This window comes from Paenibacillus phocaeensis (assembly GCF_900021165.1).
GTDB lineage: Bacteria > Bacillota > Bacilli > Paenibacillales > Paenibacillaceae > Fontibacillus > Fontibacillus phocaensis.
In genome coordinates, this window is record NZ_FCOQ01000022.1 from 211766 (window position 1) to 235117 (window position 23352).

Below are 23352 nucleotides of genomic sequence, written 5' to 3' on the forward strand. Positions count from 1 at the left end.
TTAGACCGCTGTATGATAATTACAATGAAAAGTATGCTCCCCGCTAAGCAAGCTATGAGTCTCGCCATTTGGCATCTTTAGCAGACATTGGGCCGAAACCGGAACTTTGGCTGTAATCGTGAATTTTTCGTCTTCAATTCTCCAAGCTGCGCTAACAGTCCCATAGGGCGTTTCCGTTGCAGCTTCTGCCCAAGTAACTCCGCCCCCTGGCATAGGAGCGATTTGAAACGTACGGTAGCCTCCACTGGTGGGCTCTATTCCCACCATTCGCTTATACAGCCAGTCTCCTACGGCTCCATTGGCGTAATGATTGAATGATACCATGCCGCCGCTGGATTCTTCGCCCGATTTCTTCCCTGATAGATCATCTATATTAACAGTACCGTCCGGTCTCAGCGAATCCCAGCGTTCCCAAATCGTTGTGCCGCCGGCCTTCACCTCATACAGCCAAGAAGGGCACTCCTCTTGGAGCAATAAATCGTAGGCGGCGTCCAAATGACCATGATCGGATAAAGCAAAGAGTAAATACGGGGTCCCCGTAAATCCAGTTGTCAGATGGTTGCCAGCTTCCTTAATTAATCGCACCAGATTTTGAACCATGACTTCCGTTTCCTTGCCTTCCGTCATCCCAAAGTGCAGCGGTAAGACGTAACCGGTTTGAAACTCTTTTTTTAAGGTCCCCTCACTATCGGTAAATGCATTCCGATAAGCAGCCACAATCTTTTCTCTCAGTTCCAGATAGTAAGATGCGTCTTCCGGATACCCTAATATTTCGGCGATCTGAGAAACAATCCGGCATGAATTGGCGAAATAAGCGGTGCCTACCCACTTTCCTTTCTTCAGCCATTCCTTCACATTCTCATCCGGCGCGGCCCAATCGCCAAAATGGAACGGAAAGCGCCATATATAACGATCCGTTGGGGAGACAGCAAGAAACGAGGACCACCACTTTGCCGCTTTCAGAAATTTCTTCATCGCCGGGTACTGCTGCTGAAGCACCTGCCTGTTTCCGCGGGCTAGATATTCCGCCCAAGGCACCAAAATACTGCTGTCCCCCCAGCAGGAATTAGCTAACGCCGGCCAGTGATCGCCTGCACGCGGAATGACCATCGGAAAGCCTCCGCCCTTGCTTTGTTCCGAGCGCATATCCAACAACCACTTGTCAAAGAATCGACCCATATCAAAGTTAAAACAGGCGGTTGAGGCAAATACGGCAATATCGCCTGTCCAGCCCTGCCGTTCATCGCGCTGCGGACAGTCAGTCGGGATATCCACAAAGTTGGACCGTCCTCCCCATCGGATGTTGCTCTGCAACTGATTGATTAAATCATTGGAGCAAGAGAAGCTGCCAATCTCCCTAAAGTCAGAATGAAGCACGTAAGCTGACAATTCGATATCCTCCGGGGCTATGCCACGCAATCCAACATAACGGAAACCCATATACGTCAACTTTGGAGAATATACCTGCTCTCCCTCGACGCAAATGTAAGTAGCGGTAGCTTTTGCAGTACGCAGAGATTTGACGAACAATTCCCCGTCAACGAGAACCTCCGCGTGCCGGAAGACGATTTCCTGGTTTCTTTTTCCTCTAATTTTGGCTGAAATAACACCTGCGAAGTTCTGACCAAAATCATAGATTACTTCACCGCTAGGGGAATGGACCTGTGAAATAGGTCTCAATATTTCCTGTACACGGACAGGTGGCCCGTACTGGGCGAGCAAAGCAGGCTTCTTCCTTGGTGCAGTGATATCTGCTCGTTTCCAGCGGATATGATGAAGATCAATCGTTGCATCATAGGTTTCTCCATCATACCATTCCGCCATTTTGTAATTACCTTCAAGTGACACTTCCCACGAGGTGTCGCTTGCAATAATATCTGAACTCCCGTCAGCATATTCTATATGAATTTCACACAGAAAGGCTTGTCGATCTGCACTGATTTTATTTTTTCGCACATAATTAAACGAACCTACCGCCCATCCACCTGCCAAGACAGCAGTGATTGTATTGGAATTTTGTAATAAACTGCCGATATCGTAAGTCTGGTACTGGATTTGATGGTCGTAGGAAGTAAAGCCGGGTGCGAAGTAATCCTTACCTACTTTTTCTCCGTTCAACTGCATCTCATAAACACCTAACGCCGTTGCATGGATCCATGCCTTCTTAATCTCTTGGGTTAAAGCAAAGCTGTGGCGGAAAGTCATCGGAACGGGAGATACTTTCTTGGGGAAATCATAAGACAGATCCGTAATCCACTGTGCCTTCCATGGTATATCCAGTCTTCCCGTCTGAAAGGAAGCAGATCCGCTTGCCGTCTCCCCGCTCACGCCTGTAGCGTTAATTTGAATTTTGTATTCTGTATGGGGCGCAAGCGGTCCTTGATAGAGATTATTGATTTGATCGGTGGTAACCACCTTCCAATTCCCAACCTCGATTGTCGCTTCTTTTAACGCTTCACCAGCCTGATCCGACTCCAGAACAAAAGAAATGACCGGTCTCTTATCGGTGATGCATTCGGTTTCCGCGCCATCGATTTTAATGGATTTGATTTTCAGCATAAGTTGAACACTCCCGGATTATATTATTACTTTTTTCTGGGTACTTTTATCTTTTCTACATTCATCATTAGAAGAAGTAGAATCATGATCCCGCCCGTGATCGTTTCCAAACCTACAAAGCCGAAAGTAATGGCTTGCTGCACCGGTTCCGACTGAACGGCCACCAAATTCCCCAATTTATCATAAGAAGGAGCTGTGTAACCCGTTGAAGCCAGCAACGAATTAAAAATGCCTGCGCATATCCCGCCCAAAGTGACAGCGATAATGTTATATATGGAGATGGCGACCCCATCGCAGCGGAATTTGGCTTTGTGCTCTACGTGATCTAACATATCTGCAAATAGTGCCATAAAAACATAACTGCTAGGTAAAGCCCCAATATTCTTGATAAACTGCCCCACTAAGAACAAAGGCATCTGTCTTGGGAACATCCAGCAAATGATTCCTCCGATAACAAAGAGGAACATTCCGGCCAGCATTGTATTGCGTTTACCGAATTTTTTGGCCAGCGGCCATACCGCGAATACCCCAATTCCCATTGGAATTCCTCCGATCACGGAGATCATCATTTGCGTTGTCCCGTCATTATATGAACCCAGTACGTAGTTGCTGTAATATACCAGACTCATATTCTTGATCAAGTTTCCCATCGTGAAAATAAAAAAGAAAAAGAAGGTTAGCAGCATATAACGGTTGGTTAGAATGGCTTTCAGCTGTTGTTTATAGGGAACCTGCTGAGTTTCTTGCTTAGTTGTTTCCTCCGTGACCCGCTCTTTAGTAAAGTAGTACTCCAGCAGGGTTAAGGGCAAAGCGAGTATAGAAAGTCCGGCGATCAGCGTAATCCAAAGGCTTTTGTTTAGTCCGATCATGGGCATGACGGCCACCGGAAATACCAGTGCAACAATGATCCCGGTCATCATAACGGTCGTTATCTGATTGAAAACCGAGAGTTTTCCTCTGACGGAGGAATCACGGGTTGACAACGGGACCATTAGATTGTGGCTCATGTTAAAAATGGTGAAGGCAAGAGCGTAATACAAATTATATGAAAAGATAACCCAGACAACCTGCACTGTCATACTTGCTTGCGGAACTGTCACAAGAAGGACTCCGGATAACACCAGAAGAGGAGCGGAAATCATAAGCCAGGGGCGCGCCTTGCCTTGTCTCGTTCTGGTCCGGTCAATAAAATATCCCATTGCAATATTGATCACAACGTCGAGAATTTTGGATACAATAGGAAAGATAACTAGGAAGGTGCCGTTCCAGACAGCGGTAAGATCCAGAACGTCCGTATAAAACACATTTAAGTAGGTGGCCAAAACGGCATTTAATAATAGAGCGCCTGCCGGCCCGATCAAGTATCCCAGAATCTGCTCTTTCTTAGTGACCTCGGACGATTTCACACGCGAATCCAATAAGCCCGATTGAAAAATGTTAAGCATTGGCTTTAACTGCCCTTCTATTAATTAATTTTGACTTTTTTTGCTATAAGGGTATGCGTTTTTTCTGATTTTTAGGTAACGGCTGCAGCCGATCCTTGGTCATCATAAATTTGATTCCTTTTAGGGGACGACCGTTTAATAGCTCAATTAGGCCTCTGGCTATGTTATAACTGAAGCGACCGGAGCTGGATACCGACATGGAACGAATGCTATTATTGGGCAGCATCTTCATCAGGAACATGCCGTTCTTTCTTTCCATATCCCTTTCCGGGCTCTCCGGCAGTTTTTGAGCTTTATTGAACTGCTTTTCCCCTATGCCCACTACGCTATTGTAGAAAATTCTACCGATGAAAGAGCTTTGCAGCTCGTCCAATCTGGAGTCAAGAGTAAACCTGGGTTCACCCGAAGATGCGCCTTCCACTTTCCTTCCGAGTAAAGTCTCAAATTCTTGGACGGATACTTTCTTCAGCTCCCCGGGAGAGTAGTAATGAGGCAGCTTGCTGCGATCATAAGGACTTGGAATAACGGGCTGGTCGTTAATCGTGAAATTCAATGACAAGCGAACATCGACTGAGGATGCCGCAAGCATAACCTGATACTCCCCGTTTTCAATGACCCATTCCTTGTTACCGACATGGTAATAAGCGAGATCCTTTTTACTAAACCTCATCTCAACCCATCTAGTCTCCCCGGGTTTCAGGTAGACCTTGGAAAAGGCTCGGAGCTCTTTTACCGGTTTGAATACATCCGTGTGGGGGTTGGCTACATATAACTGGATTACTTCTGCTCCTCCGAGTCCTCCTGAGTTGGTAACTTGACAGCGAACAATGATTTGCTCACCGGCTCCCTCCAGTTCAGGTGAACTGTATTCAAACTGTGTGTAGCTGAGTCCATATCCGAAGGGATATTTAACTCCCTTTCCATTAATGTGATCGTAATACCGATAGCCCACATAAACGGATTCTTGATACAATTCCGATTTGCCTTGAACAAATGTTTCTCCAAAAGGCACTTCACTGTACTTTTCCATCCAGGTCTCCGCCAGCTTTCCGGTCGGATTCTTCTCGCCAAACAAAAGTTGTGCTGCCGCTTCACCTCCGGCTTGACCAGGAAGATACATATTAAGAATGGCGCTGACTGCCGACTCGAACGGCAATTCAACAGGCGATCCGCCGAAGAGGACAAAAATAATCTTCTTATTAAGCTTTGTCAATTGATTGATCAAGGAAAGTTGGTTTTCAGGAAGCCGCATATTCTCGCGGTCGTAACCTTCACTTTCGGTATAGTCGGTCTGCCCTCCAAAGAAAAGGATGACTTCCGCCTTCTCAGCAAGTTTGAGCGCTTCATGTTCCATTTCCCGCTCAGGAAGCACCTCGGATTCACGATATCCTCTAACAAACTGATAAGTGATTCTTCTTTCATCAAAGGCCATTTGCGGTGTAGTCTTTCGAGTAGGATTAATTAACGAGCTGCCGGCACCCTGAAAGCGCATTTTATCAAACAAATCACCAATCACAAGAAATTGTTGTTCCTTACTCAGAGGCAAAGAACCGTCGTTCTTAAGAAGGACAGCGCTGTCTGCGGCGATCTCACATGAAATTTTGTGATGCTCGTCTTTATCAAACTCCATCCCATACTTGATATCCGATGTCCGCTCAATTAGCGTCAGTATGTTTTTTACTGCTTGATCAAGTGCTGTCATCGATAGGCTGCCGCTATTCGCTGCATCAATAACAGATTTTCTGAAGTAATCACAATCCCCAGGCATTTCCAAATCCATGCCTGCTTTAATGCCTTCAACCCGGTCGGAAACCGCCCCCCAGTCACTGATAACGGCCCCGTCGAATCCCCATTCGTTCCTCAAAATTCCGGTTAACAAATCGTAATTCTCGGCGCAATAAACCCCGTTCACCTTATTGTAGGCACACATTACGGTAACAGGGCGCGTGTTCTTCACAATCATCTCAAAGGCTTTCAAGTAGATTTCGCGCAGCGCCCGTTCATCAACTACTGAATCGCCCATAAAGCGGAAATTCTCGTTATTGTTTACAGCGAAATGTTTAAGCGAAACGCCTATTCCTTCATTCTGTACTCCTTCTACAAAAGCGCTTCCCAGAACTCCGGAAAGGGTTGGATCTTCGGAAAAATACTCAAAGTTGCGGCCGCATCTCGGATTCCTTTTAATGTTAACAGCCGGCCCCAACAAGATGTTCACCCCGAAATGATGGCATTCCTGAGCAATTGCCTTACCCATTGCCCGCACATTATCAGGGTTCCAACTGGCAGCTAGTGTAGCGCCTGTAGGAAATGAGGTCGTTGGTTCGCTTTGATTCAGCCCCAGATGGTCCGTTTGCTCTCCTTGTTTTCTTAAACCGCATGGACCGTCCGTCATATAAATCGATGGGATGGACAAACGAGGAATGGGATTTGTCTTCCAGAATTCTGTACCAGCCACTAAGGCCGCTTTTTCTTCAATGGTCATAGCTTGAATTAACGGATCAAGCGATTGCATAAACTTTCCCCCTTCTTGCTGTTACGTCACATTGTATAGAAAAAAGGGGATATAATATTTCTTATATGTACTGTTTTTTATAGATTTGTTCTGTGAAAATATTGACGAATTTGAGTCACTCTGCTACGTTTAAATGGCTTGTTATACTATTCATTTCATTTTTCAAATGAGGGCTTGTATGAAAGAGATACATGTAATGTTAAAACACTTATACCAGTCTACGTTGATTCCCGTTTATCTGTATAAGAACAATCAGTTGGTCGAGGCTTATCCGCAGCAAGGGAAGTTCACGCACCCCCCATTGGAATATCTGAACCAGTTATCGTCCTCTCTTGAGTCAGTTACGTATTTATCGACTTCATTTTTTGCTTACTATGGAATGGTCAGAGTTACCGATACCCCCGATTCGCTCGTGATTGTGGGACCCGTTAGCCAAATCCCTTATCTTAAGGACACCTTTCGAATTCTCAAGAAAGAGTTTGTCATTTCCGATCAGGATCAGCCTAGATTTGAAGCCTTCATGAAATTAATTCCGCCTATGCAGCTGCAGCAATTTTTGAATTACTTGGTGACCATTCATTACTTTGTCAATGAGGAAGAAATTCGGTATGCAGATTTGCTTAAAGTGGACAACATGAGGGAAATCAATGAGCAGCAGGCTAAGAGGACATACCAAAGCAAGGAAAATCTTTATTTTAATAATTCCTACGAAATTGAGAATCAGATGTGTGCCTGTGTTGAAAACGGGAACGAAGCGGGTTTATACGCATTCATTGAGCAGCCATTTATGATACATGAAGGAATTATGGCAAAGGATAGTCACCGACAAGCCAAAAACACTTCGATCGTGACGATTACCCTTATTACGCGGGCAGCAATCCGCGGCGGTTTGGATACGGAGGTTGCCTATCAATTATCGGATCTGTATATTCAACAGATCGAGCAGTTAAACACACTGGAGGCGATTCAAAACTTAACGAAGGAAGCACTATACAATTTTACCCGCCGAGTTTCTGAAGAAAAATACAACGATTCTGAGACAGGAGANTAAAATACAACGTTTCTGAGACAGGAGATCTTCGCCGAATCATTCAATACGTTTATATGAACATTAATCAACCTATAACCGCTACTCAAATTGCAACTCACTTTGGATATAGCCGGACATATCTGTCTACCCTGTTCAAGAAGGTTACTGGAATTTCGCTCTACCAATTCATACTCGAGTGTAAGCTTGAAGAAGCCAAAATTCTGTTAAGATCAACCGATAAACCGATTAGTGAAATCAGCCATTATTTGTGCTTCTCCAGTCAGAGCCATTTTCAGAGCCTATTCAAAAATAAATATCAGGAATCCCCGTTAAAATATAGAAAGCAAAATCAAATAACGAGATATTAGCGGACCTAATCAGCGGCAAGAATTGAACGTTGGATCTATAATGCATGATTGTAAAAAGAATGGCTCGCACAACTTATGTCACATTCCTCCCCTCCTAAGTTAGGTAAAATAAGCGGTATAATCCTGATTTATCCTTTGCTATTGCATGATGGAGGTATATATGAGAAAGATGACGGGAGAGACAGCAAGACAGATCCTAACGGATGAAATTAGTGTTGAAGCATTACTGAAACAATATCCTGAGTATAAGCAGGAAGTTCTTCAAGAGATTCAGGATCTTCAGCGTTCCGCAAAACCCGATTTGATTCGAGCGATTCTTGATAAGTACACCTTTAGTGCAAAGGTAGCCAAGAAGCGAATTTATGCGAGTCGAATGAACGAACAAACCGTTAAGGCTTTTGTGCCTGACATCATCAAAGCTCGGTTTGCCTTTTATTTGTTGGAACAATTCAACGTTGTCGTTTCTTCACAGAAGACGAGTACGAATACTCGCTTGAACCTCTGGGACGGGTTTATTCTGCAAAGGCTCCTATTCAAGAAAGGGTTTGAACGAAAGCCCGTATCTGCTCGCTTGTTCCCCCTTTTCTGGAAGATGATTAGGGACAAAAAGTTACTGATGCCCCTGGTTAATCAAAAGGGAATCTACTGCTTCTACTCCAAGGAACTGATCAAGGAGCTTTCAATTCTAATCGGTGACCAGAGTTGCGTTGAGATCGGCGCAGGAGACGGCACCCTCACTGCTTTCTTAAAAAAGTATCATGTTGATTGTAAAGCAACTGACGACTACAGTTGGAGTCATTATATTACATACCCTGATTTCGTAGAGAAAGCGGACGCCAAAGCAGCACTAAATCAGTACAAGCCCAAAGTGGTGATCTGTTCCTGGCCGGCCCCGAAAAATACATATGAAAAGCATGTCTTTCAGACCACATCCGTTGACCTTTATATCGTAATTGGTACCAAAAGCGCAGCGTATACTGGGGATTTTGATACCTATTACAATCTCAAACATTTCTCAATGATGCTCGACGAACGCTTATCTTCCCTGGTCTTGCCTCCTTCGGATGAAAATGCCGTGTATATCTTCAGACGAATAGGGAATTAAGCGCGACTTAGGCATCTCTCTTGCGATAAAATACAACCGCTACGGCAATAAAAATCAATGCCCACACCATCAAAATCCCTGTCCCCTGCAGGGGGGTAAGCGAATTCGGACCCTCAGAGGAAGGCGCCAGGTACATATAAGATCCTGCCGTTTCCGGCAGAATATTTTTAAACTGAAACCGAGAGTTTTCCGTCATTGGACTCACAACGAAATAGTAACCAAGCAGTACTACTAAAGCGCGAGTGGTTCGTCGGATTAAAGCCCCTACGGCTGCACTGAGCAATGCAGTTAAGGTTAGATAGCCGGTTGCACCGGCTAAGACTCCGATCATCGGGGCTGTATCAAACCCGGCTGCTGTGTCTCTCATCCTGAACCATGTATATAGAACACTTGAAGCAATCATCAGCAGCGCCGCAGGAATCGTGATCATGGTCAAGGCCAAATGCTTGGTGATGAATTGAAGTCCCCGCCAAGGCATCGCAGTTAATGTCGTTCGAATCTGTCCCTCGCTGTATTCCGAACAAGCTGCCAAGATCCCAAGAATCATGAACCCCGCTTGAAGATATCGCATAGAGGAAAGCCCAAGATTCAGGATAGGCTGCGTCCCTTCCGCCGCTTGTAAACCAAGTGAAACATAAGCTGCTGTGATTCCAAAATTAAGAAGAAATGTCCCCCCAAGCGTAAGCCATACCGAGGGTAAGGTCATGAATTTATCCAGTTCAGCACGAAGGATTCGGGTTAACGTTCTACTTGAAGAGACACTCATGAGGCAACATCCCTCCTATGGAAAACAAGCGCCGCAACAATGAAAAGGACGGCTACCCAGGCAAACATGACGAGACCACCCAGATACGGAGGGAGAAATCGGTCGTTTGTTAACATAAACATTTCAATTCCAACTCGGTCTGGTAAGTATAACGCCAGCTTTGTAACCTTGGAAAGCAAGAAACTAAAGGACACAAACGATGTATTTATGATGAGCACCGCAAGGGGAATCAGGCCATTCTTCGTTAGTACCGTAATTCCAAATGCCAGAAGAGCAGTCAGTACCCAGTAACAAACCACACCAAACAGCTTGGACCCTTCGAATACAGGGGTATATTCACCAAGTACATTATGAGTGGCTGCTAAAGTGGTCATTATCGCAACAACACTGAGCAGCAGGCTGATTAGAGCCACAGCGCCTGCTTTGGCCAGCAAAAAACCAAGCCTGGAGGGAACCACCGTTAAGCTTGTTGTAATCTGCTTTCCTCTGCCGGACTCACTGCTCTCTGTCGCATACTCACTGCTGACCGCAAGCACTCCGAGAATAATGACACCTTGCACCCCAAGCGCTAGTCCAATGTAACCAACCTCCGGCACCCGTGTGCTGATTCCTGCAATAATCTTCTCTTTTTGGGCCATGCCGTCCATGGCGGCTAGAAATGCTGGGGCAACGGCTCCAATCAGAATGGAAAGCCAAATGCCCGGCAAGGAGAGCAATTTAGTAAGTTCTGCGTGTAAGGCCCTCATACACCGTCACCTGCTTTGGGAGAGGTCAGGGCAAAGAAGGCGTCCTCCAAAGAGGAATGAGTGCCGATTACTTCCTCCAGCGGTCCCTCTGCAACGATCTTTCCACGTTGAATGATGACTACATCATCCACCGTTTCTGCGAGCTCTCCCATAAGATGACTGGATAGCAATACCGTGTTCCCGGACCGGGCACGTTCGCGCAAGAAATTCCGAATCCAGCGAATTCCTTCCGGATCTAGCCCGTTAACGGGTTCATCCAGGATCAAGATCTCGGGATCTCCCAGAAGCGCAGCTGCGATTCCTAATCTTCTTCCCATCCCGAGGGAATATTTCCCCACCCTTTGATCTGCGGCATTCGTAAGGCCGGTGATGTCCAGAACTTCGTCGACCCGCGAGCGAGGCAATCCTGCGGCACGCGCCATCCAACGCAAGTGTGCTCGTCCTGTTCGGCTGCGATGAGCTCCAGAACCATCCAGTGCCGCACCTACGGTGAGTAGAGGGTTGGGGATTTGGGCGAACGGCTTGCCATGAATCAGCGCAGTTCCTGAAGTAGCATGATCTAATCCAAGCAGGATGCGAAGCGTAGAACTCTTGCCTGCCCCATTGGGCCCTAAAAAACCGGTTACCCTTCCTGGCCTGGCTCTAAAACTGATCCCGGATAAGATCTCTTGAGTCCCGCGCCGTTTGACTAAGTGATTGATTTCTAGCAACCATAACACTTCCTTTCTGTTATGGTTCCTATTATAGAGATGCAAAGTTACATCCTGGCTGTCCTGAGGTTTACTTCTGGTTTACATTTAAATTAAGCCCGCCCAATCACTATTCGCGTGCCCTTTTCACTAGAGGTAAAGCTCGCATGCAACTTCATTTTTTTCAACATATAGTTACATGTCGATAAACCAATCCCTGCTCCCTCCCCATAAGAAGAATTGTCCAACCCTGGCCCCTTGTCCGCAATGATGATTTGTTCTTTCCCTATATCAACCACGATGTTCGCGTATTTCCCCTCTGCCGCATGCCGAATCATATTCTGAAATAAATTATCCAAGATCCGGATCATCCATTTCGGATCAACTTCCCAATAGAAAGTCTCCTCTGTCGGTATATCGACATCGAGTTCCATTTCCTTGTCTTCAAATACGGGATACCACGCGGCAACAGAGGCTCTAACTAAGCGTCCAATATCTGTTGATGCGGGATGAAATGGATGTTTCCCTGATGTTAGCAAGGTATAGGAAAGTAAATCATTCATGAGGTCCCCGACTCTTGTAATCGTATGGTTCATCTCTGTTAAAGAGAATTGTCCTTCTAAACTTAGGGATTCTTTATTTAACCGGGTGACATGCCCTCTCAAAATGGTCAACGGCGTTCGCAGGTCGTGGGAGAGATTCGCAATAAGTCGATGTCGCAAGACTTCCTCTTCATGTGCTTGCCGGCGACTGTATTCAAGCTGCTGTATCATCCAATTAAAAGAACTTCCTAACTGGTCGATCTCATCCATGCGATCCGATTCAACCGGGATGGGTTCAGGGAACGCGTTGTGTTCCGCCGAAATGGACATGACTTCTTGCAACCGGGCAAGACGCCTCTGAAGGTTAAGGAAGAACCGCCAGGACAAGATTACAAATGCGACCATAATCAACCCTAATAAAAGAACGTAAATGTAAAACAGGTTTAGTGGATTCATTTCTTTTCTATCGATGCCAGATACCCCGAAAAACGCAGTGATAAATATAAGTACAAGGGGAGGTAAGAAGATAAACAGAAAATGTACTTTTAGAAAACGACGGAATAGGGATCTGCTCTGCTTCATAGCTTCACCCGATAGCCTATTCCTTTTAACGTTTCTATAATCTCCGGAGAATCGGGATATCGTTCCAGCTTTTGACGCAGTCGATGGATATGCACCATGATCGTTTTATCCCCCATGATATAGGGTTCTTGCCATATGGCTTCATAAATTTGTTCCTTAGGCAAGACCTGATTGGGGTGCTGTAAGAAGTACATGAGGATCTGATGTTGTTTTCCCGTTAAAATAATTTCTTCACCGGTGCGTTTGTCATAGACCATGAGGGCTTCCGGATCTACTTCGATATCCTCCCCTACTGAAATCCGTCCGGACAGGGTTCCACCACTTCGGCGGACTAACACTTCGATTCTGGCAACTAATTCTTCCGTATGGAAGGGCTTCGTCAAATAATCATCTGCAAATTGCAAACCGTCCACCTTGTCATCGATCGATGTTCGAGCGGACAGCAGCAATATAGGAACAGCAGGTGCGGCTTTCTTTAACCGTTTGCCCACCGTGAATCCGTCTAACCCGGGTAACATAATATCCAAAATCACGATGTCATGCTCATGAACTTCCCTATCGGCACCGTCACCCGAAAGCAGCCAACGAACCGAATACCCCCGCTGTTCCAATTCCTCTTTGACCCAACTGCCTATTTTCTCATTATCTTCAATATACAGAACGTTTCGCTTCAAGCAACATCCCTCTCTCTAAACGGGTTCTCTACTAGTTTCTAGAACGAGTCATGTCATCCCTTCCTTTGGAGATCACGAATTTCTTTCCAGGAGATCAATTTAATATTTTGCCTCCGCTAATATCTCAATATACCCTTCCGTACCGTTAACGCGAATGCGTTGCCCGTCTTTAATCCGCCGGGTTGCATCCTCCACGCAGACAACACAAGGCAGGCCATATTCGCGTGCGATCACGGCACCATGAGTCATCAGGCCGCCTACTTCGGTAACCAGGCCCCGCAAGGAGACAAACACGGGCGTCCAGCTGGGATCGGTAAAAGCCGTCACGAGGATATCGCCCTCTTCCAGCACGGCGTCTTCCATTTTCATGATCACACGCGCGCGCCCCTCAACCACACCCGATGAAACAGGCAAGCCTACAATTGCACCCGCAGGGACGCCCTCACGCTGGTACTTGCCCGATAGGATCTCACCGTCTGACGTTATCACCCGCGGAGGGGTGAGCTTCTCAAAATGCTTGTATTCCTCCTTCCGCTTGCGGATCATCTGATCATCCAAGTGGTGGGTACGTACGGTTTCGCACAATTCTTCATAGGTGAGATAGTAGATATCTTCCTTGTCGGAGATTACCCCCGCTTGTACAAGCCGATCCGCTTCTCTCAGCAAAGCCTGCCTATAGATAAAATAGCGTTGAATCATGCCGTATTTGGGATACTCCCGATACCCCGAGAAATTACGGATGAGGTCGATCCTTTGTTTGGTTTCCTCGGCTTTCTTCGCTCCATCCGGCAGTTGTCTCAAGCGTTCCAGCAGGTCTTGTTCCTTTCTCATGGCGATCCGCCGCCCTTCTTCAAACTTCCGCCCGCTGGCATGTGGCTCGGAATTTTTAAGATTCCCCAGAATCAGCGGGACAATCATCAGAGGATTTTCAATCCAGCGGGTTCGCGTAATGTCGATTTCTCCCGGGCAACGCATGCCGTATTTGCTTAGAAAATCTTGGATCGCGGTATAAGCTTCCTCTCCGCCTTCGAACGTAGCGAGTTCCTCCATAAAGCGAGGGTCATGCGCCCGTTCCAAATACGCGATCACCTCCGGATACGGTCGAATGGCATCGGCGACGTCGAGCAGAGCCAGACCCATTTCTGAAGTAATATTGCCGGGTACCGATTGAGATAGCGGATCGGCTGCGTTTTTTTCGCCAAGCCATTCGTACATGTTCTCGTTCAACCATTTGGAGGCATTCATCCCGGCCATAATTACGGCTGAGCTTTGCGGATCAAATAAAATTTTCTTCAGCTCGGCGATATCTTCTTTGATAAAATGAACCAGCTCCATCCCCGATTTTCCGCGAATCCGCTCTTGCAATGTTTCAATCGAAACCTGGCTCCGCTTGATCAGCTCCGCGACGACGCCGGGATCGTTCTCCATTCCGAATGGATGATCCGCAGACGGTACAGGACCTTGACGCTTGCGGACAACCGATCCATTCGGATCAGCGGATAACGTTGGAATAAAATCGCCCCGTTCGATGAGGGTCATTAATGCATCCTTAATGAGCGGCTCGGAATGGCCCATGGTGTCTAGTATCATTTGCCTGCTGTCCGGCGAAGCCAACATCGGCGCGACATCCACAAACAGCCTTCCGCCGGCGGTTCGCATCGGTGCCGGAGTCGTCATCAAGTAAAACGATAACCCCAGCGGTTTGATTGGATCCGTCATCATTTGCTGATGTCCCACAGAGATATACACATGATTCTCCTGATCCATCGCTTCGGGAATCGGGAATAACGTTGTGATCGGCCGGCTTTGAACGAGATAGAAACCGTCCTCCGCCAAGCACCATTCGATGTCTTGCGGCTGTCCGAAATAAGCCTCGACGCGTCTGCCGATCCTAGCGAGCTGGATGATTTGCTCATCCGTGAGGACTTGGGTGTTTTGCTGATCAGGAGCGATCGGTTTCAACTCTGTCCCGCCGTCTGGACGTCCGTAGATTGCGGATGTTTTGGAAGCGATTCTTTTATCGACAATTTTCTCCTCCCGCACTTTATACACATCCGCGGAGACCAAGCCGGATACCATGGCCTCGCCCAGCCCAAAGCCCGCATCGATAGACAAGATTTTTCGATGGGAGCTTACCGGGTCGGCTGTAAATAAAATCCCCGAGGCTTGCGGGAAGATCATGTGCTGGACGATCACAGAGATCGCAGTTTGGCGGTGGTTGAATCCATTTCGCATCCGGTAAAGGACCGCTCGATCGCTATAAAGGGAGGCCCAACATTGGCGAATATGCTCCAAGACGGAATTAGGGCCCATGATATTCAAGTAACTGTCTTGCTGACCTGCAAATGAAGCATGCGGCAAATCTTCAGCCGTCGCGCTGGATCGAACCGCATAGGCTTGGTCCACGCCCAACTGAACGAGATGATGATGGACCTCTTGGATTACCTCTGGAGGGATCTCGGTTTCCTGAATGGTCTGCCGAATCTGACTGCTGATGACACCGATCCGCCCTTGATCCCCGGCTTCAAGGTTCATGAGCTGCTTCAACAGCTCATGATACGTATCATTGTGTTCAATGGCTTTATAATAAGCCGCGGTAGTTACAATGAAGCCATCGGGAACACGGATTCCATCGATGTTGGAACATCTCGCCAGGTTCGCCCCTTTTCCGCCGACAATAGATAGCTGGGCTTGATCCTTTTCGCGTAACCCAATCACCATAGGTTTCATGAACATCTCTCCTTCTCGTGTTTTGAGAAAAAACGTTTGACAAACAATCGAGCAGATGGTAAGATAAAATTATAAGATGGATATTTATTGCCTTTTAACCAATTGGCAATCGTTTTTCATTATATCATCGCATTTGTATCTTTGCAATTCCCATTCAGGAACCTGGGCTAATTCCCAGGTTCCTATTTGTATGTTCCTTGTGCATTCGCATAGAAAAAAGACGCTTGCACATGAGCCCTTGCAAGCGTCTTTCTCAAACACCATGATTTACAGCTTCTGATCATCGATGCTGTCAAGCCAGGCTTCGATGCTACCGATCACCGAAGTGACACAGCCGTCCTCAAACGGGGAGATCAAGCCGGCAATCTCCACCAGCTCCGTGAATGAGCGGCTGCCTCCTTGTCGGCATAAGAGCAGGTAATCGGCCCAGGCCGCTTCGCGGTTCTCGTGCATCTTCTTCCAGAACTGAAACGCGCAAATCTGGGCCAGGGTATAATCGATATAATAGAACGGCGAATTAAAAATATGCCCCTGTCTGTGCCAGAACCCGCCCCGCTCCAAATAATCATTCTCCGCGTAATTTCGATAGGGTACATATTTCCGCTCGATTTCCCGCCATACTTTCTTACGCTCTGCCGGCGTTGCTTCCGGATGCTCATAGACGTAATGCTGGAATTCATCGACCGCTACGCCGTAAGGAATAAAGACGATGGCGCTGGCTAAGTGATCAAATCGATATTTATCGGCTTGTTCCTCAAAGAACAGATCCATCCATGGCCAAGTGAAGAACTCCATACTCATGGAATGGATTTCGCACGCTTCCAACGTCGGAAACTGGTACTCCGGCACCTCAAACCCCCGGCTCTCGTACATCTGAAAAGCATGGCCGGCCTCATGCGTCAGCACATCGATATCGCCCGACGTGCCGTTAAAATTAGAGAAGATGAACGGCGATTTGTAATCGCTGATAAACGTGCAGTAACCGCCCGCTCGTTTACCGGGTTTCGCTACCAGATCCATCAGTTCGTTTTCCGTCATGTAGGTAAAGAAATCCTCGGTTTCCCGAGACAACGCCTGATACATCTTCGCCCCGTTCTTCACGATCCACTCCGGATCGCCCTTCGGCATCGCATTTCCTGATTTGAAGGCAAAGCTCTCATCGTAATATCTCAGTTGGTCTACGCCGATTCGATGCTTTTGCCGCTCCTTTAGCTTTGAAGCCACTGGCACAATATGCATCAGGACCTGGCTCCGGAACTTCGCCACCTTCTCGGCATCATAATCCGTCCGTGACAACCGGGCATAACCAAGCTCCACAAAGTTGCTGTATCCGAGCTTCTTGGCAATCTTCGTTCTGACTTGGACCAGCTCGTCATAGATCCGATCAAGGTCGTCCTCATGCGCGGCCAAAAAACCGTACGCCGCTTCGGCCGCGCGCTTGCGAACCTCCCGATCCGTCGATTGCTGGAACGGAATCAACTGGGATAAATTGCGTTCCTCGCCGTAAAACGGGATTTTGGCTGATGCGATCAGCTTGGCGTATTCGGTCGTCAGTTTGTTCTCTCGCTGCAGATCCTCAATCACCTCGGGACTGAATGTCTTCAACGAAAGCTCGGCGAGCCGGAACAGCTGACGCCCCCATTGCCCCTCCAACTCCGCACGAAATTTTGAGCCGACCAGCGCCCGATAGTAGTCCGTAATGAATTCTTGGACTATCGGACCATTCTCATCATAGAAATCCTGCTCTGCCTGATAGAATTCATCATGGGTATCGATCGTATGCCGGGTGCTTGCGATCTCCTGCATCGTATCGAAGCCGCTCCGCAGTTGATTGATCTCCTTCATGATCCGGGATTGCTCTTCGAATGTGTCCGCCGCCCCAAACGCCTCAAGAAGCGCTTTGAATCTCTGTTGAAAAATCTGAACATCCGGGCGTTCATAACGGTATTCGCTGAATTTCATGGCATGCATCTGCCCCTTTCGCGAGAAATGGTATAAATCGGTCTACGAAAAAGATATGAACATTATACTAATCCTTTTTTTGGAAGGCAAACCTGCCCTGATGAACGATGCGGGAATCACATAGTTCCTCTCATTTTCGCAAGTAAAATCAAGCAAAGCCATTCCCAATATTCTATAGTGGCTATAGAATGGTTGAAACGAGGTGAATGGACGATGTACGAGTGGCACAAGCAAATCCAAATCATCGTTGATGAAATTGACGAGTGTATTCAACATCGTAACGGTGAAGCGATATCGCTTCGATTTCTTTCCCGCAAGCTTGGTTATTCCGAATTTCATACGACGAGAAAATTCAAAGAAATATCGGGTATGCCCTTTAGGGATTATCTGCGGCATAGAAAATTGGCCTTTGCCCTAAAAGAGGTGCGCGATAGTGACAAAAGCCTGCTGGATATAGCGTTTGAATATGGTTTTTCATCGCATGAAGCTTTTACCCGAGCTTTCAAGGGAGCCTATGGTGTGACTCCAAGTGAATATCGAAAACAGCCTATGCCTGTCGCCCTTCGTACAAAAATCACCCCTTTCGACCGTTACTTTTTCGGATTGGGAGAGATTGGGATGATCAAATCTACAGATGGGGTCAACGTTTATTTTGTAACCATTCCCGCACACAAATTTTTGCATATCAAAAACGGTGAGAGTAATGGGTATTGGGATTTTTGGCAAAAGCAAAGTCTTATTCCCGGCCAGGACTGCGAAACCATATGCGGCTTGCTCGATAGCATCAAGGGGAAATTGGATGACACTGGCGGGAGCGCAACGAACAGCGGCAGCGGTCAGATCATGGCGTACCTCATTGACCCGGACGGCAGACTCTGCGGTTGGGGGATTCCACGTACAGAGTGTTATGGTGTGCGACTTCCTTTGGATTACCAAGGCGAAATCCCCTCACAAATGCTTCTGATGGATATTCCCGAGGCCGATTATCTTGTCTTTGAACACGGGCCGTTCGACTATGAGCAGGAAAATCGCAGTGTGGAGGAAAAGCTGGAACAAGCAATGGCAACTTTTGATTTTACAGGCACCGGTTACTCCCTGGATACTTCGCCCGGCAGAATCATTTACATGTATCATGATCCGGAGCGGTTTTTTAAGTATATCAGACCGGTGCGGAAGTCATCCTGAGGCTTATCCCGTCTTTTGGGTCGGCTTCAAGTCGCCATCGACCTTCGCTTTCATTGAGGAGATCGTCGTTTTCCGATATTGCAGCGCAAGCCGAAGCACCTTGAGCTGCTGCGTTCGGGATAATTGTTTGAACCGAGGCTTTTGCGGACACTCATCAGATGCATGCAATCCTGCGCGGCTTTCCGAAGGTCTTTGATTCGCTCTCGTAAGTTTCGTCATGTAAAAGAAACCAAGACCCGCGATGTCGCGGCCGTCTTGGTTTTCTTTGTCCCCTAAATATACAACTAATTCGATCGTGCCACTATCTATTGCCCGCCCCGCATTATCTGTTTTCCTCCTGCCTTTAAGTGCCAAATTGCGCCCGGTGCAAGCGGCTGTATATGCCGCCTGCGGCCAGCAGCTCCTGGTGCCGGCCCTGTTCGGCGATGCCTCGATCGGTGACGACCACAATGCGGTCCGCCTCCTTGATCGTTGCCAGCCGATGCGCAATGACCAGCGTCGTCCGCCCCTGCGACAATTCCATAAGCGACTGCTGAATCGCCAGCTCCGTCTCGGTGTCGAGCGCCGAAGTCGCTTCGTCGAGGATCAGGATCGGCGGATTTTTCAGGAACATGCGGGCGATCGCCAGACGCTGCTTCTGGCCGCCGGACAACTTCACGCCTCGCTCGCCGATGACGGTCTCCATTCCATTCTCTAGGTTGCGAATGAATTCGTCCAATCGTGCCCGCCGGGCGGCTTCCCATACTTCGTCTTCGCTAGCCCCAAGCTTGCCGTACAAAATATTATCGCGGATCGTCCCCGAAAACAGGAATACATCCTGCTGCACGATGCCGATCTGGCTGCGCAGCGATTCCTGCGTTACCCGGCGGATATCCACGCCGTCGACGAGAATCGCCCCGCTCTCCACCTCGTAGAAACGCGGCAGAAGGCTGCAAAGCGTGGTTTTCCCCGCGCCGGACGGACCGACGAAAGCAACCGTTTCGCCTTTGCGGATACGAAGACTCACCCGATCGAGCACCTTTTTCTGCCCCTCGTATCCAAAGGATACGCCTTGGAAACGGATTTCTCGCTCAAACGGTTTCATCTCCACGGCATCCGGCGCATCTTCCACATCCGGATCCGTATCCAACAGTTCCGTATAACGTTTGAATCCCGCAAACCCTTGCGGATAACTTTCCACGATCGCATTGATCTTCTCGATCGGACGGAAGAACACGTTGGTCAACAGCAGGAAGCTGACAAACTCTCCGTAAGAAAGTCGGCCCCGAATGACGAACCAAGTGCCGCATACCATGACAAACACCGTAACAAACCGCATCATCACGTAGCTGATCGAACCGTTTCGGGCAATCAGCTTGTAGGAGGCGAGCTTCGTCAGGCGGAAACGTCCATTGTTGACGGCAAACTGCGCTTCCTCATGCGCTTCGTTGGAGAACGCCTTAACGACCCGAATGCCCCCCACGCTGTCCTCGATCCGGGCGTTAAAATCACCGATATCGCGAAACAACTGGTGAATCGCCTTTGTCATTTTTTGATTGAAATGAACAACCACCCACAAAATCGCCGGTACGATGATGAAGGTCAGCAGCGCCAACTGCCAATTGATCGACAGCATCAGCGCGAAAGAGCCGGCGAGCGTCATCACGGCAATAAATAAATCCTCCGGTCCATGGTGCGCCATCTCGCCGATCATATTCATGTCGTTCGTCAGACGGCCGATCAGGTGGCCAGTTTTGGTGTTGTCGAAGAAACGAAACGACAGCTTTTGAATATGCGTGAACAGCTTGCGACGCATGTCCGTCTCGATGTTGATGCCAAGCATATGACCCCAGTAATTGACGATGTACGTCAGTATCGCGCTCACCGTATATAATGCGACAAGGCCAAGCGATGCCCCAACGATCAGGTTCCACTTGCTGCCCGGCAGCAGATCGTCGATGAACACGTTAATGGCGATCGGAAACGCAAGCTCCAATAAGCCGGCAATCATGGCGCAGCCGAAGTCGAGCAGAAACAACCGCTTGTAGGGCCGATAATAAGCAAAAAATCTTCGAATCAACGGATTTCGCAACTCCCTCCCGGTTCAAGCAGCCCTCAATTGCCTTCTATTTGAACAGATCCGGATACATTTCTTGGGCCAACACTTCCATTCCGTCAATCGTATTGTAGCCGTATCCGAACATATAGTTGTAGTCGACCGCATAAATTTGCTTGTTTTTGATCGCTTTCATGCTGGATAATTTGGGGTTGGCATAAAGCGCTTCCTTAAGCTTATTCGCATTAGAGCCGTCGGAGGTGTCCCAATTCGGAATGATCAATACGTCCGGATCTGCCCCAATCAGCGTTTCGACACTTACCTCTCCGGCTTCGTCTTTGAAAATATTGTCCAGCTTCACCATTTTGAAGGCATCGTTAAAGAAGGTTTCTTGGTGAGCGGCATAAATGTTCACTTCGTTAGGATCGCTTATATGTAAATAGGCGAACGTTTTTCCCTCAGTAATGACAGCTAGTTTCGAGCTAATGGCGGCTTGTCTCTCTTTTAACTCTTTTATGAAAAGATCCGCCTTATCTTGTACGCTAAAAATCTCGCCCAAATTTTCGATATCCCGATAGATCGAGTCGTACGTTCCCCCGGATACCGAAGACTCAAGGACATAGGTTTTAATGCCCATGTCGTTCAGTGTGCCGACCGTTCCTACTCCCCAGTCGGCGTTATCGAATAATCCGCCCCGGCCATAGACCAGGTCCGGGTTCGTTCCCAAAGTAACCTCTTTTCCGACATATTCATCGCTCAAAATATTCAATTTGGAGTATTCAGCTTCCACCGCTTTATCCGGCGCGCCGAAGTTTGCCCCAACTCCGACAATTTTGTCGGCTAGTCCTAAATGCAATAACAGTTCTGCCGCCGGTCTGGTATTGGCCATGATCCGTTCGGGCGCTTTATCGAACACTTGCTCTTTCTTTTCCCACACGGTGCCGCCTTCCGCTTTCGTATAGTTTTGGATCGTTAATGGATAATGACTTTCCGTTAGGGCTTGAGTTTGCTCTTCCGCCGAGCTGCTATTCGCTGCCCCTCCGCAAGCCGTTAAGGTCAACATGAACGTTAAGGCGATGCCTAGCCATACCTTCTTTTTCACAACCTATTCTCCCCTCTATATTCCATATGCGAAGCCTAACCCGTTCGTAACCGGATTAATATAAGTCTGGCATTTGATTTGATAGAGCGACTCGATGGTTTCCGGCGTCAGAACTTGATCCGGCGTGCCGTGCGCATACACTTCGCCATTTTTGATCGCATAAAGATAATCGCAATAATGCGCGGCCATTTCCAAATCGTGAAGAGCTGCCAACACGCCAACCTTCAACTCCTTCACGCAAGATAAAATTTCCAACTGATAGCGAATATCCAAGTGATTCGTAGGTTCGTCCAATATCATGAACTTGGGCTGCTGCGCAATGGTTCTCGCCAGAATCACCCGCTGTTTTTCGCCGCCGGACAACGACAAATAACTACGGTCCCAGTAATCCAGCAAATTCGTTCTCCTTAACGCTTCCTCGACAATCGCATAATCTTCTTGTTTATCCGTCTCCAGCATCTTTTTGTGCGGCGTTCGGCCCAACATCACCATTTGTTGCACCGTCAAATCAAAATTCATTTCATTAAATTGGCTCACCACCCCTAATCGCTGCGAAACTTTTTTTTCGGAGGTTTTCAAGACATCCAATTCATCCAGAAAAACGGTACCTTTCTGTGGCACTAAGCTTTTATAGATACTTTTTAACAAAGTTGATTTACCGCATCCATTGGGGCCGATGAGTCCCACGAATTGTTGATTTTTCACCCGAATCGAAACGTTTTTGACGATTTCTTTTTTGCCGATCTTGATCTCTATTTCTTTCGCGGTCAATTCCATGGTTTACCCTCCGAAATTGTAGCCTTTTTTCACGATCATGTAGATAAATAATGGCGAACCAATCACAGAAGTAATGATCCCGATAGGTAATTCGACGTTATGAATCAGCGTCCTGGATAAAATGTCCGACCAGATCAGAAACAATCCTCCCAGCAGCAGCGTTCCCGGCATTAATCGCTTATGTTCCGCACCAAATACACCTCTGGATATATGCGGGATGATGAGGCCCACAAAACCGATCATTCCGGCATAAGCCACCATGGTTCCGGTAATAAGCGCGGTAATGATCATATAAAATTTGCGAAAGGCGCTTAAGTTGATTCCGAGGGTAATGGCGGATTCATCGCCTAACAGCATGGTGTTAAGCACCCGGTGTTGAAAGAGAAACAGGGCGCTGCCAAGCAACACGATAACCGCCAGCACCGGCGCTTTCTCCCAACTGGATGAAGCCAAACTGCCCATGGACCAAAAAGTAACGGTCTTAATGCCCTCCGCATTGTTGGCAAAGATGAGTATAAGAGAAAGATGCCGATCTGGCTGCGC

General features: G+C 47.6%; 17 protein-coding genes. 3 read left to right on the forward strand and 14 right to left on the reverse strand.

Annotated features, from left to right (window positions below; translation table 11 throughout):
- The 3 genes from BN3795_RS16160 to BN3795_RS16170 are packed head-to-tail and all read right to left on the reverse strand — an operon-like array spanning window position 1 to window position 6516.
- Complete coding sequence (locus tag BN3795_RS16160) at window positions 1-2559, reverse strand: alpha-L-rhamnosidase (RefSeq protein WP_068785722.1); 2559 nt, start codon at window positions 2557-2559, stop codon at window positions 1-3.
- Between the two features lie 26 nt (window positions 2560-2585).
- Window positions 2586-4004 carry an MFS transporter gene (locus BN3795_RS16165; RefSeq protein WP_110945208.1) on the reverse strand — a complete coding sequence of 473 codons (1419 nt, stop codon included), beginning with the start codon at window positions 4002-4004 and terminating at the stop codon, window positions 2586-2588.
- Window positions 4005-4047: 43 nt separating this feature from the next.
- Complete coding sequence (locus BN3795_RS16170; RefSeq protein WP_068785723.1) at window positions 4048-6516, reverse strand: glycoside hydrolase family 3 C-terminal domain-containing protein; 2469 nt, start codon at window positions 6514-6516, stop codon at window positions 4048-4050.
- 1104 nt (window positions 6517-7620) lie between these two features.
- On the opposite strand from BN3795_RS16170, the gene BN3795_RS26265 reads away from it, so the two are divergent.
- Both BN3795_RS26265 and BN3795_RS16185 read left to right on the forward strand, forming a co-directional pair.
- Window positions 7621-7914 carry a helix-turn-helix transcriptional regulator gene (locus BN3795_RS26265; RefSeq protein WP_068785725.1) on the forward strand — a complete coding sequence of 98 codons (294 nt, stop codon included), beginning with the start codon at window positions 7621-7623 and terminating at the stop codon, window positions 7912-7914.
- 160 nt (window positions 7915-8074) lie between these two features.
- Window positions 8075-9019, forward strand: a complete 945-nt coding sequence (locus tag BN3795_RS16185) for an SAM-dependent methyltransferase (RefSeq protein ID WP_068785726.1) — start codon at window positions 8075-8077, stop codon at window positions 9017-9019.
- A gap of 7 nt (window positions 9020-9026) precedes the next feature.
- On the opposite strand, the gene BN3795_RS16190 is transcribed toward BN3795_RS16185, so the two are convergent.
- The 7 genes from BN3795_RS16190 to BN3795_RS16220 all read right to left on the reverse strand — a co-directional run bounded on the left by BN3795_RS16190 (window position 9027) and on the right by BN3795_RS16220 (window position 17710).
- Entirely contained in the window at window positions 9027-9785 is a 759-nt protein-coding gene (locus BN3795_RS16190) for an ABC transporter permease (protein WP_068785727.1), read from the reverse strand.
- Window positions 9782-10531 carry an ABC transporter permease gene (locus BN3795_RS16195; protein ID WP_068785728.1) on the reverse strand — a complete coding sequence of 250 codons (750 nt, stop codon included), beginning with the start codon at window positions 10529-10531 and terminating at the stop codon, window positions 9782-9784. The genes BN3795_RS16190 and BN3795_RS16195 overlap by 4 nt, the downstream gene beginning before the upstream one ends.
- Window positions 10528-11250: an ABC transporter ATP-binding protein gene (locus BN3795_RS16200; protein WP_232729954.1), complete on the reverse strand. Its 723-nt coding sequence runs from the start codon at window positions 11248-11250 to the stop codon at window positions 10528-10530. Before BN3795_RS16200 ends, BN3795_RS16195 begins: the two co-directional genes overlap by 4 nt.
- An 83-nt stretch (window positions 11251-11333) precedes the next feature.
- A complete protein-coding gene (locus BN3795_RS16205) occupies window positions 11334-12344 on the reverse strand; it encodes a sensor histidine kinase (protein WP_068785730.1) in 1011 nt (336 codons plus the stop codon).
- A complete protein-coding gene (locus tag BN3795_RS16210; protein WP_068785731.1) occupies window positions 12341-13018 on the reverse strand; it encodes a response regulator transcription factor in 678 nt (225 codons plus the stop codon). Before BN3795_RS16210 ends, BN3795_RS16205 begins: the two co-directional genes overlap by 4 nt.
- A gap of 99 nt (window positions 13019-13117) precedes the next feature.
- Window positions 13118-15748 (reverse strand): phosphoenolpyruvate synthase, encoded by a 2631-nt coding sequence (gene ppsA / locus BN3795_RS16215; RefSeq protein ID WP_068785732.1) that lies wholly within the window; start codon window positions 15746-15748, stop codon window positions 13118-13120.
- A 267-nt stretch (window positions 15749-16015) separates the two neighbouring features.
- Window positions 16016-17710 (reverse strand): M3 family oligoendopeptidase, encoded by a 1695-nt coding sequence (locus tag BN3795_RS16220; RefSeq protein WP_068785733.1) that lies wholly within the window; start codon window positions 17708-17710, stop codon window positions 16016-16018.
- 213 nt (window positions 17711-17923) lie between these two features.
- Between BN3795_RS16220 and BN3795_RS16225 the strand changes: the two genes are divergently transcribed.
- Complete coding sequence (locus tag BN3795_RS16225) at window positions 17924-18895, forward strand: helix-turn-helix transcriptional regulator (RefSeq protein WP_068785734.1); 972 nt, start codon at window positions 17924-17926, stop codon at window positions 18893-18895.
- Window positions 18896-19238: 343 nt separating this feature from the next.
- Here the strand turns inward: BN3795_RS16225 and BN3795_RS16235 are convergent, their stop codons facing one another.
- From BN3795_RS16235 to BN3795_RS16250, 4 genes are all read right to left on the reverse strand, one after another.
- On the reverse strand, window positions 19239-20954 hold the full coding sequence (locus BN3795_RS16235; RefSeq protein WP_068785736.1) for an ABC transporter ATP-binding protein: 1716 nt from the start codon (window positions 20952-20954) through the stop codon (window positions 19239-19241).
- 46 nt (window positions 20955-21000) lie between these two features.
- Window positions 21001-22032: an ABC transporter substrate-binding protein gene (locus BN3795_RS16240; RefSeq protein ID WP_068785737.1), complete on the reverse strand. Its 1032-nt coding sequence runs from the start codon at window positions 22030-22032 to the stop codon at window positions 21001-21003.
- A 15-nt stretch (window positions 22033-22047) separates the two neighbouring features.
- Window positions 22048-22809: an ABC transporter ATP-binding protein gene (locus BN3795_RS16245; protein WP_068785738.1), complete on the reverse strand. Its 762-nt coding sequence runs from the start codon at window positions 22807-22809 to the stop codon at window positions 22048-22050.
- Between the two features lie 3 nt (window positions 22810-22812).
- Window positions 22813-23352 (reverse strand): FecCD family ABC transporter permease (locus BN3795_RS16250; protein WP_198524737.1); only part of this gene is annotated, 540 nt, incomplete at its 5' end.

Excerpts from the sequence above, each read along its gene's own strand:
- BN3795_RS16160 (WP_068785722.1), bottom strand. The coding sequence starts at position 2,559 with ATGCTGAAAATCAAATCCATTAAAATCGATGGCGCGGAAACCGAATGC.
- BN3795_RS16165 (WP_110945208.1), bottom strand. The coding sequence starts at position 4,004 with ATGCTTAACATTTTTCAATCGGGCTTATTGGATTCGCGTGTGAAATCG.
- BN3795_RS16170 (WP_068785723.1), bottom strand. The coding sequence starts at position 6,516 with ATGCAATCGCTTGATCCGTTAATTCAAGCTATGACCATTGAAGAAAAA.
- BN3795_RS26265 (WP_068785725.1), top strand. The coding sequence starts at position 7,621 with ATGAACATTAATCAACCTATAACCGCTACTCAAATTGCAACTCACTTT.
- BN3795_RS16185 (WP_068785726.1), top strand. The coding sequence starts at position 8,075 with ATGAGAAAGATGACGGGAGAGACAGCAAGACAGATCCTAACGGATGAA.
- BN3795_RS16190 (WP_068785727.1), bottom strand. The coding sequence starts at position 9,785 with ATGAGTGTCTCTTCAAGTAGAACGTTAACCCGAATCCTTCGTGCTGAA.
- BN3795_RS16195 (WP_068785728.1), bottom strand. The coding sequence starts at position 10,531 with ATGAGGGCCTTACACGCAGAACTTACTAAATTGCTCTCCTTGCCGGGC.
- BN3795_RS16205 (WP_068785730.1), bottom strand. The coding sequence starts at position 12,344 with ATGAAGCAGAGCAGATCCCTATTCCGTCGTTTTCTAAAAGTACATTTT.
- ppsA (WP_068785732.1), bottom strand. The coding sequence starts at position 15,748 with ATGAAACCTATGGTGATTGGGTTACGCGAAAAGGATCAAGCCCAGCTA.
- BN3795_RS16220 (WP_068785733.1), bottom strand. The coding sequence starts at position 17,710 with ATGAAATTCAGCGAATACCGTTATGAACGCCCGGATGTTCAGATTTTT.
- BN3795_RS16225 (WP_068785734.1), top strand. The coding sequence starts at position 17,924 with ATGTACGAGTGGCACAAGCAAATCCAAATCATCGTTGATGAAATTGAC.
- BN3795_RS16245 (WP_068785738.1), bottom strand. The coding sequence starts at position 22,809 with ATGGAATTGACCGCGAAAGAAATAGAGATCAAGATCGGCAAAAAAGAA.